Source organism: Massilia timonae (assembly GCF_001866515.1).
In the GTDB taxonomy this organism is placed as follows: Bacteria; Pseudomonadota; Gammaproteobacteria; order Burkholderiales; family Burkholderiaceae_D; genus Telluria; species Telluria timonae.
Genome location: NZ_JRYB01000001.1, coordinates 2,582,897 through 2,597,640 on the forward strand (window position 1 = coordinate 2,582,897; position 14,744 = coordinate 2,597,640).

At 67.8% G+C, this 14,744-nt stretch carries 11 protein-coding genes; 9 read left to right on the top strand and 2 right to left on the bottom strand.

Features of this window, described 5'->3' with window-relative positions:
* Positions 1–7 precede the first annotated feature (7 nt).
* Positions 8–430, top strand: coding sequence for an EamA family transporter (locus tag LO55_RS11150; protein ID WP_071361509.1), 423 nt, complete (start codon positions 8–10; stop codon positions 428–430).
* 90 nt (positions 431–520) lie between these two features.
* On the top strand, positions 521–2,452 hold the full coding sequence (locus tag LO55_RS11155; protein ID WP_071363765.1) for a metallophosphoesterase family protein: 1,932 nt from the start codon (positions 521–523) through the stop codon (positions 2,450–2,452).
* A gap of 10 nt (positions 2,453–2,462) precedes the next feature.
* On the opposite strand, the gene LO55_RS11160 is transcribed toward LO55_RS11155, so the two are convergent.
* A complete protein-coding gene (locus LO55_RS11160; protein ID WP_071361510.1) occupies positions 2,463–3,347 on the bottom strand; it encodes a cupin-like domain-containing protein in 885 nt (294 codons plus the stop codon).
* Positions 3,348–3,791: 444 nt separating this feature from the next.
* On the opposite strand from LO55_RS11160, the gene LO55_RS11165 reads away from it, so the two are divergent.
* From LO55_RS11165 to LO55_RS11195, 7 genes are all read left to right on the top strand, one after another.
* Positions 3,792–4,595: an ElaB/YgaM/YqjD family protein gene (locus LO55_RS11165; RefSeq protein WP_005665570.1), complete on the top strand. Its 804-nt coding sequence runs from the start codon at positions 3,792–3,794 to the stop codon at positions 4,593–4,595.
* Positions 4,596–4,749: 154 nt separating this feature from the next.
* Positions 4,750–6,774 carry an LTA synthase family protein gene (locus LO55_RS11170; RefSeq protein ID WP_229410127.1) on the top strand — a complete coding sequence of 675 codons (2,025 nt, stop codon included), beginning with the start codon at positions 4,750–4,752 and terminating at the stop codon, positions 6,772–6,774.
* 72 nt (positions 6,775–6,846) lie between these two features.
* Entirely contained in the window at positions 6,847–7,536 is a 690-nt protein-coding gene (locus tag LO55_RS11175; RefSeq protein WP_005665572.1) for a response regulator transcription factor, read from the top strand.
* Entirely contained in the window at positions 7,523–8,764 is a 1,242-nt protein-coding gene (locus tag LO55_RS11180; RefSeq protein WP_071361511.1) for a sensor histidine kinase, read from the top strand. Before LO55_RS11175 ends, LO55_RS11180 begins: the two co-directional genes overlap by 14 nt.
* Positions 8,765–8,852: 88 nt before the next feature.
* Entirely contained in the window at positions 8,853–10,490 is a 1,638-nt protein-coding gene (locus LO55_RS11185) for a phosphoethanolamine transferase (protein WP_071361512.1), read from the top strand.
* A 1-nt stretch (position 10,491) separates the two neighbouring features.
* Complete coding sequence (locus tag LO55_RS11190) at positions 10,492–11,247, top strand: phosphatase PAP2 family protein (RefSeq protein WP_071361513.1); 756 nt, start codon at positions 10,492–10,494, stop codon at positions 11,245–11,247.
* Complete coding sequence (locus LO55_RS11195; RefSeq protein ID WP_071361514.1) at positions 11,225–11,617, top strand: diacylglycerol kinase; 393 nt, start codon at positions 11,225–11,227, stop codon at positions 11,615–11,617. The genes LO55_RS11190 and LO55_RS11195 overlap by 23 nt, the downstream gene beginning before the upstream one ends.
* Here LO55_RS11195 and LO55_RS11200 read toward each other — a convergent pair.
* The gene (locus LO55_RS11200) at positions 11,614–14,739 is read right to left on the bottom strand and encodes an efflux RND transporter permease subunit (RefSeq protein ID WP_071361515.1); all 3,126 of its coding nucleotides are present in this window, start codon (positions 14,737–14,739) and stop codon (positions 11,614–11,616) included. The genes LO55_RS11195 and LO55_RS11200 overlap by 4 nt on opposite strands.
* Positions 14,740–14,744 lie beyond the last annotated feature (5 nt).

Consider the following 14,744-nt stretch of genomic DNA (forward strand, 5'->3'; position numbering starts at 1 on the left):
ACGGCACATGGAACGCTGGGTGGTATATGCCTTCCTGTCGATGCTGTTCGCCGGCGTGACGGCCGTCATCGCCAAGCCCGGCCTCACCGGCATCTCGGGCGACCTTGGCATGGCGGTGCGCACCTGCTTCGTGTTCGTGTTCGTGCTGCTGTTCGCGGCCGCCGTGGTCCCGGCGCGCGAGCTGCAGGCGCTCACCCCGACCAATATCGCGTGGCTGGCAGGTTCGGCGGTGGCCACCGCCCTGTCGTGGATCTTTTATTACAAGGCGATCAAGGAGGGGCAGGTGTCCACCGTCGCCCTGATCGACAAGGGCAGCGTCGTGATCGCGATGGTGCTGGGCTGGCTGTTCCTGCAAGAGGCGCTCACCCCGGCCAAGCTGGCCGGCTGCGGGCTGATCGTCGCCGGCCTGCTCGTGATCGCGCGCGGATGAGCGGACGCCATCTGCTACACTCGGCCGATCGTTTCCCTTGATGACCGTGCCGCGTTGATCCAGACTGTTCCTTCCACCGACCTCCCGCCCGTGCTGGCCGGCCCCATCCTGCGCCGCCTCGAGCCGGGCCGCCTGGTGCTGTGGCTCGTCGGCAGCGACGCGCTCGACCTGACCCTGGCGCTGGCGCCGCAGGGCGGCCCGGCGCGCCGCCTGCGCCTCGACGGCGCGGCGTGCCGCGTCGTTCGCGTCGGCCGCCATGCCTACGTGCACCTGATCGACGTCGCGCTGGACGAGCCGCTGCCGCAGGACGTGCTGGTCGAGTACGACCTGCTGCTGGACGGCGGCGCCGGCGTCGCGCACTGGGCGCCGCACCTGCTGCACGCGGGGGCGGAGCGGCCCAGCTTCGTGCTGCGCAGCCGCATGGACGATATCCTTTACGGTTCCTGCCGCAAGCCGCACCACCGCTCGCGCGACGGACTGGCCTGCGCCGACGCGCTGCTGGCCGATCGCATCCAGGAGGCCGGCGCGCGGCCCGCCATGCTCATGCTGTGCGGCGACCAGGTGTATGCCGACGACGTGGCCGGCCCGATGCTGGCGGCCATCCACGCGCTGATCGAACGCCTGGGCCTGTACGGCGAATGCCTGGAGGGCGCGGTGGTGGAAGACAGCGAAGCGCTGTATGCCCACCCGGCCGGTTATTACCGGCGCGAAGACCTGCTGCCCGCGTTCAAGTCGAACGACGACTTGCGCGACCGCTTCTTCGGCGGCTCGGAAAAGCCGATCTTCACCACCGCCAACGCCCATAATCACCTGGTGACGCTGGCCGAGGTGATGGCGATGTATTTATTGGTGTGGTCGCCGGCGCCGTGGCAAATCGTGGGCGAACCGCCAATGCCGCCCTTGACGCCGAAGCACGTCGAACGCTGGCGGCGCGAAGGCGCGGCGCTGCAGGGCTTCTGCGCCGACCTGCCGGCCGCCGCGCGCCTGCTGGCGCACGTGCAGACCCTGATGATCTTCGACGACCACGACGTCACCGACGACTGGAACCTGTCGGCGAAGTGGGAGACCACCGCCTACGGGCACCCGTTCTCGCGCCGCATCATCGGCAATGCGCTGGCGGCCTATATGCTGTGCCAGGGCTGGGGCAACCGGCCCGACGTGTTCGGCGAAGCGCTCGACGCCATGGCGGCGTTGACCGCCGCGCCCGATGCGCGCGGCCGGCTCGAGCCGAGCGCGCAGGACGCGCTGATCCAGCACCTGCTCGCGTTTCGCCAGTGGGACTATATGCTGCGCACCCAGCCCGCCATCATCGTGCTCGACACGCGCACGCGGCGCTGGCGCAACCGGCGCACGCCCGGTCATCCGTCGGGCCTGATGGACTGGGAATCGCTGACCGAGCTGCAGCACGAACTGCTCGACGAGACGGCGGCCGTGATCGTCTCGGCGGCGCCGATGTTCGGCGTCAAGCTGATCGAGGTGGTGCAGCGCATCGCCACCTTCGCCGGGCTGGCGCTCACGGTCGACGCCGAGAACTGGATGGCGCATCGCGGCGCGGCCAGCAGCATGCTCAATATCTTCCGCCACTCGCGCACCCCGGGCAACTACGTGATCCTGTCGGGCGACGTGCACTATTCCTTCGTGTACGACGTCGAGGTGCGCGAATCGGACCGCCCGCAGCACGTGTGGCAGATCACCAGCAGCGGCATCAAGAACGAATTCCCGCGCCGCCTGCTCGACTGGCTCGACCGCCTGAACCGCTGGCTGTATTCGCCGCGCTCGCCGCTGAACTGGTTCACCAAGCGGCGCGACCTTGCCCTCAGCCCGCGCCTGCCCGACCAGCGCACGCGCGGCGAGCGCCTGTGGAACGGCGCCGGCATCGGCCAGGTATGGCTCGACGCCCACGGCCGCCCGCGCCGCATCGTGCAGCACAATGCCGATGGCCGGCCCTCGACCGAGTTCCTGGTGCCGGACGACGCCGACGCCGCCACGCCGGCGGCCGAGGAATCGCAGCGGGCCGCCTAGGCCGCGTGGGCTAGCCCAGCGCGAGCGGCTGCCCGCGCGCCCAGCGGTTCGACGACAGCGAAAAGCTCAGCGCCCGCACCTGGTGGTACCAGCCGGCCGGCACGTACAGCATGTCGCCGGGCTCCACGACGATCTCGACCAGCGCCGCCTGGCGCGCCAGCGGGAAGGCGTCGAAGTCGGGCGCTTCCGGGTCGAACGGAGAGCCGAACAGCAGCGGATTGGCCTCGCGCGCATACAGAAAGGCGTCGTGGTGCGGCGGCGCCAGGAAGATCCGTTTGGTCCCCCACAGCTGGGCGAAGATATTGTCGTCGTAGTCGCAGTGCAGCGGCGTCACCGTGCGCGCCGGGCCGATCCAGAAGCGGGGAGGGCCCATCTTGTCGAACCAGGTCGGCCAGTGGCACAGCCGGTTCAGCTCGCGCAGCGACAGGTTGCCCACATAGGGCGGCAGGTCCGATGTGGCGTCGGGGGGCGTCAGGTCGAGGTAGTCGCGCAGCAGCATGTCCCGCATCGCGCGATCCGGCGCGAAGGCCGTATTGACGTAGTCGCCGACGCGCGCACGCACCGGCAGATGCCCGAACTGCGCGCGCAAGTCCTGCGGTGTCAGGCTGGCCAGCGGCCAGCGCTTGACGATGCCGGTGACCAGGAAGGGCATGCCGGCCGCCGCCCGCGCACGAAAACCGGCCGCATCCAGCCGGGCCAGGCGCGGCACGGCGGTGAACGGGGGAAGCTGGCGCGCGGCCTGGCGGATGGCGTCGCGCATCGAAGCGATCGAGGCTACGCCGCGTATCTGCGCCGCTTTCTCGGCCTCGGCCTGCTTTTTCGCCGCCGCATCGGCCGCCGCCGGCAGGGCCTGGCGCGGCGGCAGGCGGCTGCCTGTAATTTTTTCTACTGCCATGTCATGTCGTACTGGACGCCCGGATAAGACGAAACCCCGTATGGTACTGCCAACACGCGTTTCATCCCGCTGCTCATTGATAAAAAGCAGCTTTTGAGGCGGATGGAACGGCTCTGTTAGTCAGCGCACGGTCTCTTAATACTGGTCCATTGTATTTTTTGTATCGCGACGCAGTTGGTTCGATACTGCGCTCGTGACGAAGCCCTGGAAGGGCGCTCGCCCCGAGATAGGGACGATGAGCCTGGGACATTGATGGAACCTTTGCGGTGGTTTGAGGTCAGTGAACCAATAAACTGATCTTAGGCATGAAGCCGCGCAGCCATTGATGTACCGCAGGCAGCTTTCGTTCCCGCGTCATGTATCGGACTGAATCAAGGAAGAATGTGGTGATAGTCGAATATCGGTCTACTCCGCGTTGGTCACACATTTTATGAGGGATACATCATGGATAATCAAAAGTCTACCGAGGGTAAAGGCATTGACGCCAACAAGGCCGGTTCGAGCATTGGCAAAAGCCAGGATTCCAGCCTGAACAAGGGCACCACCGCCTCGTCGGGCAGCCAGCAGAGCGCGTCGTCGAACCTGAGCAGCACGGGTTCGTCGCCATCGTCGTCGAGCCAGCAAAGCGCTTCGTCGAGCGGCAATATGGGCAGCAGCGTGGGCAGCACCGGCTCGTCGACCTCGGGCTCGGCGCCGGGTTCGCCGTCGTCGCAGTCGTCCTCGTCGATCGGCTCGCAGTCGTCGTCGTCGAACATGAGCTCGGCGGCAGGCAGCACCGGTTCGCTGGGCAACAGCGGCCTGGGCGCATCGTCGTCGAGCCAATCGTCGACCCCATCGTCGGACTCGTCGTCCTCGTCGTCGGCTTCGTCGTCGGATGCGAACGGCGATAAATCGTCGGGCGGCATCAAGGCAGCGATCTCGTCGATCTCGCCAGACAAGGTGCACGCAGGCATCGACAAGGCAGCGCAAGCCGCCCAGCCTGTCGTCGACAACCTGGCTTCGCGCGCCCACGCCGGCGTCGACAAGGTCACCGGTCTGCTGAGCTCGGCTCAAGAGAAATTCGGTGGCGGCTCGGCCCAGCTGAGCGAGAAGTGCTCGGACCTGTCGGCCCAGGGCAAGGAATACGTCAAGAACAACCCGGGCAGCGCGCTGCTGGCCGCGGTCGGCGTGGGCTTCATCCTGGCCAAGCTGCTGGGTGGCTCGAGCGACCGTCACGAATATCGCAACTACCGCGATTACCGCGACTGATCGTGATGACAAGAAGCGGGCCGTCGGCGCGCTTCTCGCATGACCCGGCCGGCTTTTGCCGGCCGGGCTTTTTTCATTCTCGCTTTTCCTCGTCGCATTATTTAACGCTTCCTTAACGCCTCACTAACATCTCGATGACAGCATGCAACCTAGCATGCCTATCATGAACATCGAGAAACTTCATCTGCCCAAGGGCATCAATGGCGCTCCGGCAACCACACGTCAGCGCGCCGCCGGACTGGCGCGCCTCACCGAATGGGCCGGTCCATTCGCGCCATTGGTCCAGTTGTTGTGCATCGGGCTGCTCGTCCTGTCGGCTTTTCGGATCGCATTACTCGCATGGCAATGGCCGCGTGTGGCCGCGACCGGCATCGTGCCCGAGATCCTGCTGCAGGGCGTGCGCGCCGACTTGATCTTGCTTGGCTATTTCCTCGCCGTCCCCTTGCTGCTGGCGCCCTTGCTGGCGCACGCCCGCAGCGCCCGCCTGTGGCGCCGCGCCAGCGTGGCCTGGACCGGCTTCGCGCTGATCTTCATCGTGTTCATGGAAGTGGCCACGCCCCAATTCATCATGCAATACGATGCGCGGCCGAACCGCCTGTTCATCGAATACCTGGGTTATCCGCAAGAAGTGTTCTCGACCTTGTGGCATGGCTTTCGCACCGCGCTGCTGCTGGGTTGCGCGCTGACCGTCGTGCTCGGCATCGCCCTGGTGCGCCTGCTCAAGCGCACTGCGACCGGCATGACGCTGTGGCCGAGCCGCAAGCTGCTGCTGGCCTGGCCCATCCTGTGCCTGCTGGTCTTCATGCAGATCCGCTCCACCACCGGCCACCGCCCGGCCAATCCGGCGATGTTTGCCATCACTGGAGATGCGCTGGTCAATTCCCTCGTCATCAACTCGGCCTGGTCGGTGCTCGATGCGATCCGCTCGATGGGCAACGAGGCGAAGTCGTCCGAGATCTATGGCGACTTCCCGCGCGAACAGGTGTTTGCCGAGGTCAAGGCGGCGCCCTGGCTGCGCGACTATCGTTTCCCGAATCCGGAACTGCCGACCCTGCATTACCAGCAGGCCGCGGTCCAGCGCGCCAAACCGCTCAACCTGGTCATCGTGCTGCAGGAAAGCCTGGGCGCCACCTTCGTCAAATCGCTCGGCGGCCTGCCGGTGACGCCGGAGCTGGAAAAGCTCAAGGACGAGGGCTGGTGGTTCGAGCAGCTGTACGCCACCGGCACCCGCTCGGTGCGCGGCATCGAGGCGGTGGTGGCCGGCTATGCGCCGACGCCGGCGCGCAGCACGGTAAAACTGTCTCTGTCGCAGAACAATTTTTATACGCTGGCCGACGGGCTGGGCCGCCAGGGTTATCACACCGAGTTCGTGTATGGCGGCGAAGCCCATTTCGACAATATGCGCAGCTTCTTTACCGGCAATGGCTTCCAGAACATCGTCGACATCGGCGACATGAAGCCGCGATTCGTCGGCAGCTGGGGCGCCTCGGACGAAGACCTGTTCGACAAGTCGCTCGAGCGGTTGAAAAAACTGCATGCGCAGGATAAACCGTTCTTCAGCCTGATCTTCACGTCCTCGAACCACGAGCCGTTCGAATTCCCGGATGGGAAGATCGACTTGCACGAGCCGAACAAGCAGACCGTGAACAACGCGGTCAAGTATGCCGATTACGCGCTGGGCAAGTTCATCCGCGAAGCGAAGCAGCAGGCCTACTGGAAGGACACCGTGTTCCTGATCGTGGCCGACCACGACAACCGCGTCTATGGCGATAGTCTGGTGCCGATCAAGAAATTCCACATCCCGGGCCTGATCCTGGGCGCCGGCGTCGAACCGAAGCGCATCGCCCCCATCGCGAGCCAGGTCGACCTCGCTCCCACCTTGCTGTCCTTGCTGGGCGTATCGAGCACGCACCCGATGATCGGGCGCGATTTCGCGAAGGACGCGACGACGCCGGGCCGCGCGCTGATCCAGTTCAACGACTATTTCGCCTACCTGGAAGGATCGCACGCGACCGTGCTGCGGCCCGGCCAGGCGCCGCTCGCCGCGCGTTACGACGCGGCCAGCGGCAGCTTCGATCCCGGCAGCGCTGCGCCCTCCCAGGGCGAGGTCGACCGCGCGATGGCGCACGTGATGCTGCCGTCGCTGCTGTACCGCGAGCAGCGCTACCGGCCGCGCTAGCAATTTCCGGCCCGCGCAAGGCGGGTGACCGGCAGCGCCGGCGCACCCGTCATTTCCACTTACAATATCCGCATGCGCATCCTCATCGTCGAAGACAATCCCGACATCCTGGCCAACCTGTACGGCTTCCTCGAGCCGAAGGGCTACACGGTCGATTCCGCCCGCAACGGCTATGGCGGGCTCGCACTGGCATCCGAAAACAGCTATGACGTCATCGTCCTCGACGTCATGCTGCCTGGCCTGAACGGCCTCGAACTGTGCCAGAAACTGCGCACCGAGTTGCGCACGCAGACGCCGGTCCTGATGCTGACCGCGCGCGACAGCCTGCCCGACAAGGTGGCCGGTTTCGACAGCGGCGCCGACGACTACCTGGTCAAGCCGTTTTCGCTGGTCGAACTCGACGTTCGCCTGAAGGCGCTGACCCGGCGCGCGGGAGGGCAGCATGCGTTCAGTCCCGCCTTGCGCTTCGGCGGCCTGGTGTTCGATCCCGACCAGCAGGATGCCTCGCGCAACGGCACCAGGGTGGTGCTCACCAAGACCGGCTACATCCTGCTGCGCTGCCTGATGGCGGCGGCGCCGCGCATCGTGCCGCGCGAAGCGCTCGAGCAGGCGGTGTGGGGCGACGACCGCCCCGAAAGCGACGCCTTGCGCACCCATATCCACGCCTTGCGCCAGGCCATCGACAAGCCGTTCGACGTCTCCCTGATCCATACCGTGCCGGGTGTGGGCTACCGGCTCGCCTTGCCCGATGCGCAAGGTTGATTCGCTGAGCCGACCCATCGTCGGCGCCTTCATCCTGTTCGGCGTCGTGCTGTCGGTATTCTTTGCCGTGCTGGCGGCGCTGGTGGTCGAGGGCATCGAGGTGCACCTGGTCGACGAGCGGCTGGCCGAGGTCGAGAAATGGGCCCGTCCGCGCGCCGCGGCGGGACTGCCGGCCGATCTTCCCGCCGGCCTGCGCTTTCATCGCGGCGAGGACATACCGGGCTCGCTGCGCGGCTTGCCGGCCGGCGTGTCCGAGGCCGAGATCGACGGCATCGGCCTGCACGTGCTGTCCGGCGCGGACGAACTCGGCCCCTACGTCGTGGTCGACCACGAAAGCGACTACGAGCAGATCGAGCTGCTCGTGTATTCGATGTTCGCCACCTTCTTCGCCGGCTTCGTCATCCTTGCGCTGTTCCTGGGCCGCTTCGTCGGCAGGCGCATCGTCACGCCGATCCGCGAACTCGCGGACGCCGTCGGGCATGGCGACTTCTCGTCGCCGCATACCGAGCGTGTCGACGAGCTGGGCGTGCTGGCGCGGGCGCTGGATGCGCACACCACCGAGCTGCGCGAATTCCTCGACCGCGAACGTTTCTTCACGGGCGACGTGAGCCACGAGCTGCGCACGCCGCTCACGGTCATCATGGGCGCGGCGGAGATCCTGATCGAAGGCGCGCAAGGCCCGGCGGTGCGCGCGCCCGCCCAGCGCATCTACCGCGCCGCCCAGGAAGCGACCGAGTGCGTGACGGTCCTGCTGCTGCTGGCGCGCGCGCCCGAGCTGGGCGCGTTCGCGCCGGTGTCGGTGAGCGAGATCGCGCGCCGCGAGACCGAGCGCTACCAGTCCATGGTGGCGGACAAGCCGGTGACCTTGCGCTGTGTCGGCAGCGCCGACGTGAGCGTGCGCGCGCCGGCCGAGCTGTGCGCGTCGGCGATCGCCAACCTGGTGCGCAATGCCTGCCAGTACACCGAACAGGGCGAGGTGACGGTCGTGATCGAACCCGGACGCGTCACGGTGGAAGATACCGGACGCGGCCTGCCGGATGCGGTGCGGCTGACGCTGGGCGAAGGCGCGATGGCGATCCCGTCGAGCGGTTCGGCCGGGACCGGGCTTGGCCTGTCGCTGGTCCGGCGCATCTGCGAATACCTGGGCGCCTCGCTCGTCTACGCCAACCGCCAGGGCGGCGGCAGCCGCTTCAGCATCGTCTTTGCGGCCGAGTTCACGCAATCCTGACGTCGGCTTGACGGCCGCCTGACCCCGGCTTTTCTATCCTTCAGGCAATGCAGCCCGTGCGCTGCCTTGCCCGCGAAGGATGGAGAGGATGGAAAAGCTGTTCGCAAGAAGAATCGATGCGCCGGTGCTCGTGCTGGCCGTGGCGCTGTTGCTGGCCAGCGTCGGCAATATCAAGTTCTGGGCGGTCCTGAGCAGCGCCGCGGGCGGCTTCTCGCTGGACAGCCTGCCGCTGCTGGCCGGCGCGTTCCTGATCGTGGTGCTGTTCTTCAACGCCTGCCTGACGCTGGCCAGCTTCCGCCCCGTCGCCAAGCCCTTGCTGATCGCGCTGGTGCTGGCCGCATCGGCCGCCAGCTATTTCATCGCGACCTATGGCATCGTCATCGACAAGGCCATGATCCAGAACGTGTTCGAGACCGACACGCGCGAGGCCACGGAGCTGGTCAGCTGGCAGATGGCGGCCAGGATCGGCCTCCTGGGCGGGTTGCCCGCGTGGGCGATCTGGCGCGTCAGGATCGCGTTCCCGCGCGGCGCGCGCGGGCTGCTCGAACGCGCCGGCATCGCCGGCGGCTCGTTGATGCTGGCGCTGGTGCTGCTGGCGCTGCTGTACAAGAGCCTGGCGCCGGCGCTGCATGAGCATCGCGAACTGCGCTTCCTGCTCACGCCGACCAACTTCATCCAGGCGACGCACGGCTACCTGCGCGCGCGCTGGGCGGCTCCCATCGTGGTCGCGCCGCTCGGGCGCGACGCCGTCAAGGGCGCCGCGTGGAAGGGCGCGCAGCGCCGCACGCTGACCGTGATCGTGGTCGGCGAAACGGCGCGCGCGGCGAATTTCTCGCTCAACGGCTATGCGCGCGACACCAATCCGCTGCTGGCGCGCCAGGGCGGCCTGCTCAACTTCTCGCGCGTGCGTTCCTGCGGCACCGCCACCGCCGTCTCGGTGCCCTGCGTGTTTTCGGCCTTCGGCCGCGAGGACTACAGCCAGTCGAAGGCCGAGCGCCAGGAAGGCTTGCTCGACGTGCTCGCGCATGCCGGCTTCGACGTCGTCTGGCGCGACAATAACTCCGGCTGCAAGGGCGTGTGCGACCGCGTGCGCTACGAGGACCTGTCGCGGCCGAAGCCGGGCAGCCCTTGCGCGGACGGCGAATGCCACGATGAAGTCCTGCTCGACGGCTGGCCCGAACTGCTGCGCCGCGGCGGCAGGGACATGGTGGTGGTGCTGCACCAGAAGGGCAGTCATGGTCCGGCCTATGCCAGCCGCTATCCGCGCGCCTTCGGCCGCTTCGGTCCGGTATGCACCAGCAACCAGTTCGAGACCTGTTCGCGCGAATCGATCCGCGCCGCCTACGACAACACCATCCTGTACACCGACTACTTCCTGAGCACGACCATCGACCGCCTGCGCGCGCTGGCCCAGGACGAGGACGTCGACACCGCGATGCTGTACTTCTCGGACCATGGCGAATCGCTGGGCGAGAACAACGTCTACCTGCACGGCACGCCCTATCTGTTCGCGCCGCGCGAGCAGACCGAGGTGCCGATGATGCTGTGGATGTCGGACGGCTTCAGCGAGCGCTTCCGCATCGACCGGCGCTGCCTGGGCCAGCGCCGCGACCAGCCGCTGTCGCACGACAACGTGTTCCACTCGGTGCTGGGCATGCTCGACGTGAACACGGCGGTGCTCAATCCGCGGCTCGACATCTTCCATGCCTGCGTGCGGGGCGAGTGAGATGGGCGCCGCCACTTCTGCCGCGCTGCTGCCGGCGCGGGCCATCCGGCGCATGGCGGCGGCGCTGGCCGCCGCCGCGCCGGTCATCTTCTGGATCGGCCGCTGCACCGACCTCGACCTGGCGCTGGCCGATGCGGTGTTCGATGCCGCCAGCGGCGTCTTCCCCTGGCGCCATGCCTGGCTGGCCGAGACCTTCGGCCACGTGATCCTGAAATGGCTGCTGATGCTGCTCGCGCTGGGCTTCATCGGGCGCGCGCTGGCCGACCTGGCCTGGCCGCGCGCCGCCATGAGCGGGCAGGCGCGCCTGCGGCTGCGCATCGTCGCGCTGTCGGCGCTGCTGGTGCCCCTGGCGATCAGCATGCTGAAGCGGTTCAGCACCTCGCATTGTCCGTGGGATTTGCTGCGCTATGGCGGCGACCAGCCCTATGTGCGCCTGTTCGAGGCCTTGCCGGCCGGCGCCGTCGCCGGACAGTGCCTGCCGGCCGGGCATGCGTCGAGCGCCTTGTGGCTGGTGTCGCTGGCGGTGTACTGGCTGCCGGCGCGCCCGCGGATGGCGGGCGCGGTGGCCGTCCTCGCGCTCGCGTTCGGCGCGGCGGTCGGCTATCTGCAACAGCTGCGCGGCGCCCATTTCATGACCCACACCCTGTGGTCGATCTGGATCGCCTGCGCCATCGTCCTGTTCCTGGCCGCCGCCCCGCGGGCGCGGCCATCCAACCCCTTATCGGAAACCGTCCATGTCGCAACAGCAGATCAGTGAATTCAAGAGCAAGCAGGGCCTGGGACGGATACTGTCCGCATCCCGCTATTCGGCCGAAGGCCTGAAGTTCGCATGGCGCTCGGAACATGCGTTTCGCCAGGAACTGATGGTGGCCCTGCCTGCCATGCTGGCGGCCGCATTGCTGCCGCTGCCGGCCCTCGAGCGGCTGGCGCTGGTCGCGGTGCTGGTCATGGTGCTGGTCGTCGAGTTGCTCAATTCCGCCATCGAAGCGGTGGTCGACCGCATTTCACTCGAGCGCCATCCTCTGTCCAAGAGCGCCAAGGACCTGGGCAGCGCGGCCGTCGCGCTGGCCGTCATGCTCGCCGCCCTGACCTGGGGTGTGCTCGTGCTGCCGCTGCTGTTCGGCTAGCCGGGCGTGTGCTCCTCGGCCTTCGCGGGCCGCGGCGCCGGCTGGCGCCGCAGCCTGCGCCCGTGGCGCTTGAGCCAGTGCTCCAGGTCGTCGATATAGGTGTAGACGGCCGGCACCACCAGCAGGCTCAATAAGGTCGAGGTGATCAGGCCGCCGATCACCGCCACCGCCATCGGCGAGCGGAAGCTCGGGTCGCCCGAGAAGCCCAGGGCCAGGGGCAGCATGCCGGCGCCCATGGCGATGGTGGTCATCACGATCGGGCGGCTGCGCTTGTGGCAGGCGTCGACCAGGGCCTCGAAGCGCTCCATGCCGGCTTCGCGCGCCAGGATCGCGTAGTCGACCAGCAGGATCGAGTTCTTGGTCACGATCCCCATCAGCATGATCAGGCCGATCATGGTCGGCATCGACAACGCATTGCTGGTCAACAGCAGGGCGACGAATGCGCCGCCGATCGACAGCGGCAGCGCCGCCAGGATCGTCACCGGCTGCATGAAGTCCGAGAACAGCAGCACCAGCACGCCGTAGATGCACAGCACGCCGATCAGCATCGCCACCCCGAAGCTGTTGAACAGCGCCTGCATCTCCTGCGCGTCGCCCAGCTCGGCGATCGTCACCGACGACGGCAGCGACTGGAACACCGGCAGCGCGCGCGCCTCGGCATTGACTTCGCCCAGCGCGCGCCCGGACAGCTCGACGTCGAGCGTCACGTTGCGGCTGCGGTTCAGGCGGTCGATCTGGGCCGGGCCGCTTTCCATGGTGATGTCGGCGACGGTGGACAGCAGCACCGGGCCGTTCGCGCCGGGCACCGTCAGGCGCCCAATGGCGTCGAGGTCGGCGCGCACCGCGTCCGGCAGCTTGACCCGGATCGACACCTGGCGCTCGTCCAGGTTCATCTTGGCCAGCGATTGCTCGTAGTCGCCGGCGGTGGCCACGCGCACCGTCTCGCCGATCGACGCCGCCGTCACGCCCAGGTCGGCCGCGCGCGCGAAGTCGGGCCGCACGATGATCTCGGGGCGCACCAGCGAGGCGCTGGAACTGACGTTGCCGATGCCGCGCAAGGTGCGCAGCTCGCGCTCGGCCTGGCGCGCAGCAAGCGTGAGCGACTGCGCGTCGTCGCTGCGCAGCACCAGTTGCATCTTGGTGCCGGCGTCCGGTATGCCGACCGTGAAGCGCGCGCCCGGGATGTCCACCAGCGCTTGCCGGATGTGGTTCTCGATCACGCCCAGCTTCACGTCGCGCTCGCTGCGATGCACGGTGGTGATGGTCAGCACCGCGCGCCGCGCCTCGGCCGCCGCGCCGGGCGAGAAGGCGTCGCCGCTGGAGCCGCCGCCGATCGAGCTGAACACGCTCTGCACACCGGCCACCTTCATGACCTGCTGGCGCACCTGCTCGGCCACCGCATGGGTCTGGGCCAGCGTGGCGCCCGGCGGCAGCTCGACGTTGACCTGGCTCTGCGAGCGGTCGGCCGGCGGCATGAAGCCGGTCGGCAGCAGCGGCACCAGGGCCAGCGAGCCGACGAAGAACAGGGCCGCGCCGAGCATGGTCAGGCCGCGCCGGCGCAGGCACCACCGCATGACGGCGAGATAGCGGCGCATCAGCGGGCCGTCCTGCGGCTCGTGGCCTGGCTTGCCGGCGTTCTTCGGCGCCTTGAGCAGGTAGGCGCACATCATCGGCGTGAGCAGCCGCGCCACCAGCAGCGACGCCAGGATGGCCAGCACCGCGGTCCAGCCGAACTGCTTGAAGAATTTGCCGGGGATGCCGCCCATGAAGGCGGTCGGCAGGAACACGGCGACCAGGGCGAAGGTGGTGGCGATCACCGCCATCCCGATCTCGTCGGCCGCTTCCAGCGCCGCCTGCATCGGCGTCTTGCCCATGTGGAGGTGGCGCGAGATGTTCTCGATCTCGACGATCGCATCGTCGACCAGCACGCCGACCACCAGGGCCAGCGACAGCAGCGTCACCATGTTCAGGGTGTAGCCGAACAGGTACTGGCCCAGGAAGGCCGGGATCACCGACAGCGGCAGGGCGGCGGCAGCGATCAGGGTCGCGCGCCAGTCGCGCAGGAACCACCACACCACCAGCACCGCCAGCAGCGCGCCTTCGTACAGCATGTGCATCGAGGCGTCGAAGTTTTCTTCGACCGAGTAGGAGTTGTCGATCACTTCCTTGATGACCAGCTTGGGATTTTCCTTGCCCAGCTGTTCCATGGCGGCGCGCGCCCCGGTGGCGACGTCGATCTCGCCGGCGCCGCGGGTGCGGAACACCTCGAAGGCGACCACCTTGCGGCCATCCTGCTCGGCCAGCGCGCGCTGCTCCTCGACCGTGTCGATCACGTTCGCCACCTGGTCGAGCCGCACGTGGTGCCCGTCCGGCAGCGGGATGTCCAGCGCCGCCAGCTGCTGCGCGGTCTGCACGGTGGCCAGGGTGCGCACCGACTGCTCGACGCCGGCCACGTCGCCGCGCCCGCCCGGCGCCTCGCGCTGCACATTGCGCAGCTGGCGCGACACGTCCAGCGCCGACACGCGCAGCGCGGCCATCCGCTGGTCGTCGAGTTCGACCCGCACTTCGCGCGTCACCCCGCCCACGCGTTTTACCGCGCCCAGGCCGGGCACGCTCAGCAGGCGCTTGGAGACGTCGTTGTCGACGAACCAGCTCAGGTCCTGGTCGTCCAGTCCCGAGCCTTCGCCTGCTGCGACGGTGAAGGTCGAGACCACGCGGCCGGCGGTGGCGGTCTTGGTCACCGTGGGGTCGCGCATCTCGGCCGGCATGTCGGCGCGCACGCGCGAGACCGCGTCGCGCACGTCGTTGACGGCATCGGCCGGATCGCGTTCGAGGATGAACTCGACCGTGATGGTGGCCACGCCGTCCAGCACGCGGGTATAGATGTTCTTGATGCCTTGCAGGGTGGCGATCGAGTCTTCCATCTTGCGCGCGACCTCGGTCTCGAGCTGGGCCGGGGCGGCGCCGTCGAGGGTCGCGGTGACGGTCACGATCGGCAGCTCGATGTCCGGGAAGTCCTGCACCTTGCTGGCGTTGAAGGCCAGCAGCCCCGCCACGGTGAGCAGGGCGAACAGCATGATCGCCGGGATCGGATTGCGGATCGAGAGGGCGGAGAAATTCATCGCGT

Coding starts and splice junctions, on each gene's coding strand:
- LO55_RS11195 (WP_071361514.1), top strand. CDS start 11,225: ATGTCGCAACAGCAGATCAGTGAATTCAAGAGCAAGCAGGGCCTGGGA.
- LO55_RS11170 (WP_229410127.1), top strand. CDS start 4,750: ATGCCTATCATGAACATCGAGAAACTTCATCTGCCCAAGGGCATCAAT.
- LO55_RS11150 (WP_071361509.1), top strand. CDS start 8: ATGGAACGCTGGGTGGTATATGCCTTCCTGTCGATGCTGTTCGCCGGC.
- LO55_RS11185 (WP_071361512.1), top strand. CDS start 8,853: ATGGAAAAGCTGTTCGCAAGAAGAATCGATGCGCCGGTGCTCGTGCTG.
- LO55_RS11180 (WP_071361511.1), top strand. CDS start 7,523: ATGCGCAAGGTTGATTCGCTGAGCCGACCCATCGTCGGCGCCTTCATC.
- LO55_RS11165 (WP_005665570.1), top strand. CDS start 3,792: ATGGATAATCAAAAGTCTACCGAGGGTAAAGGCATTGACGCCAACAAG.
- LO55_RS11200 (WP_071361515.1), bottom strand. CDS start 14,739: ATGAATTTCTCCGCCCTCTCGATCCGCAATCCGATCCCGGCGATCATG.
- LO55_RS11160 (WP_071361510.1), bottom strand. CDS start 3,347: ATGGCAGTAGAAAAAATTACAGGCAGCCGCCTGCCGCCGCGCCAGGCC.
- LO55_RS11175 (WP_005665572.1), top strand. CDS start 6,847: ATGCGCATCCTCATCGTCGAAGACAATCCCGACATCCTGGCCAACCTG.
- LO55_RS11190 (WP_071361513.1), top strand. CDS start 10,492: ATGGGCGCCGCCACTTCTGCCGCGCTGCTGCCGGCGCGGGCCATCCGG.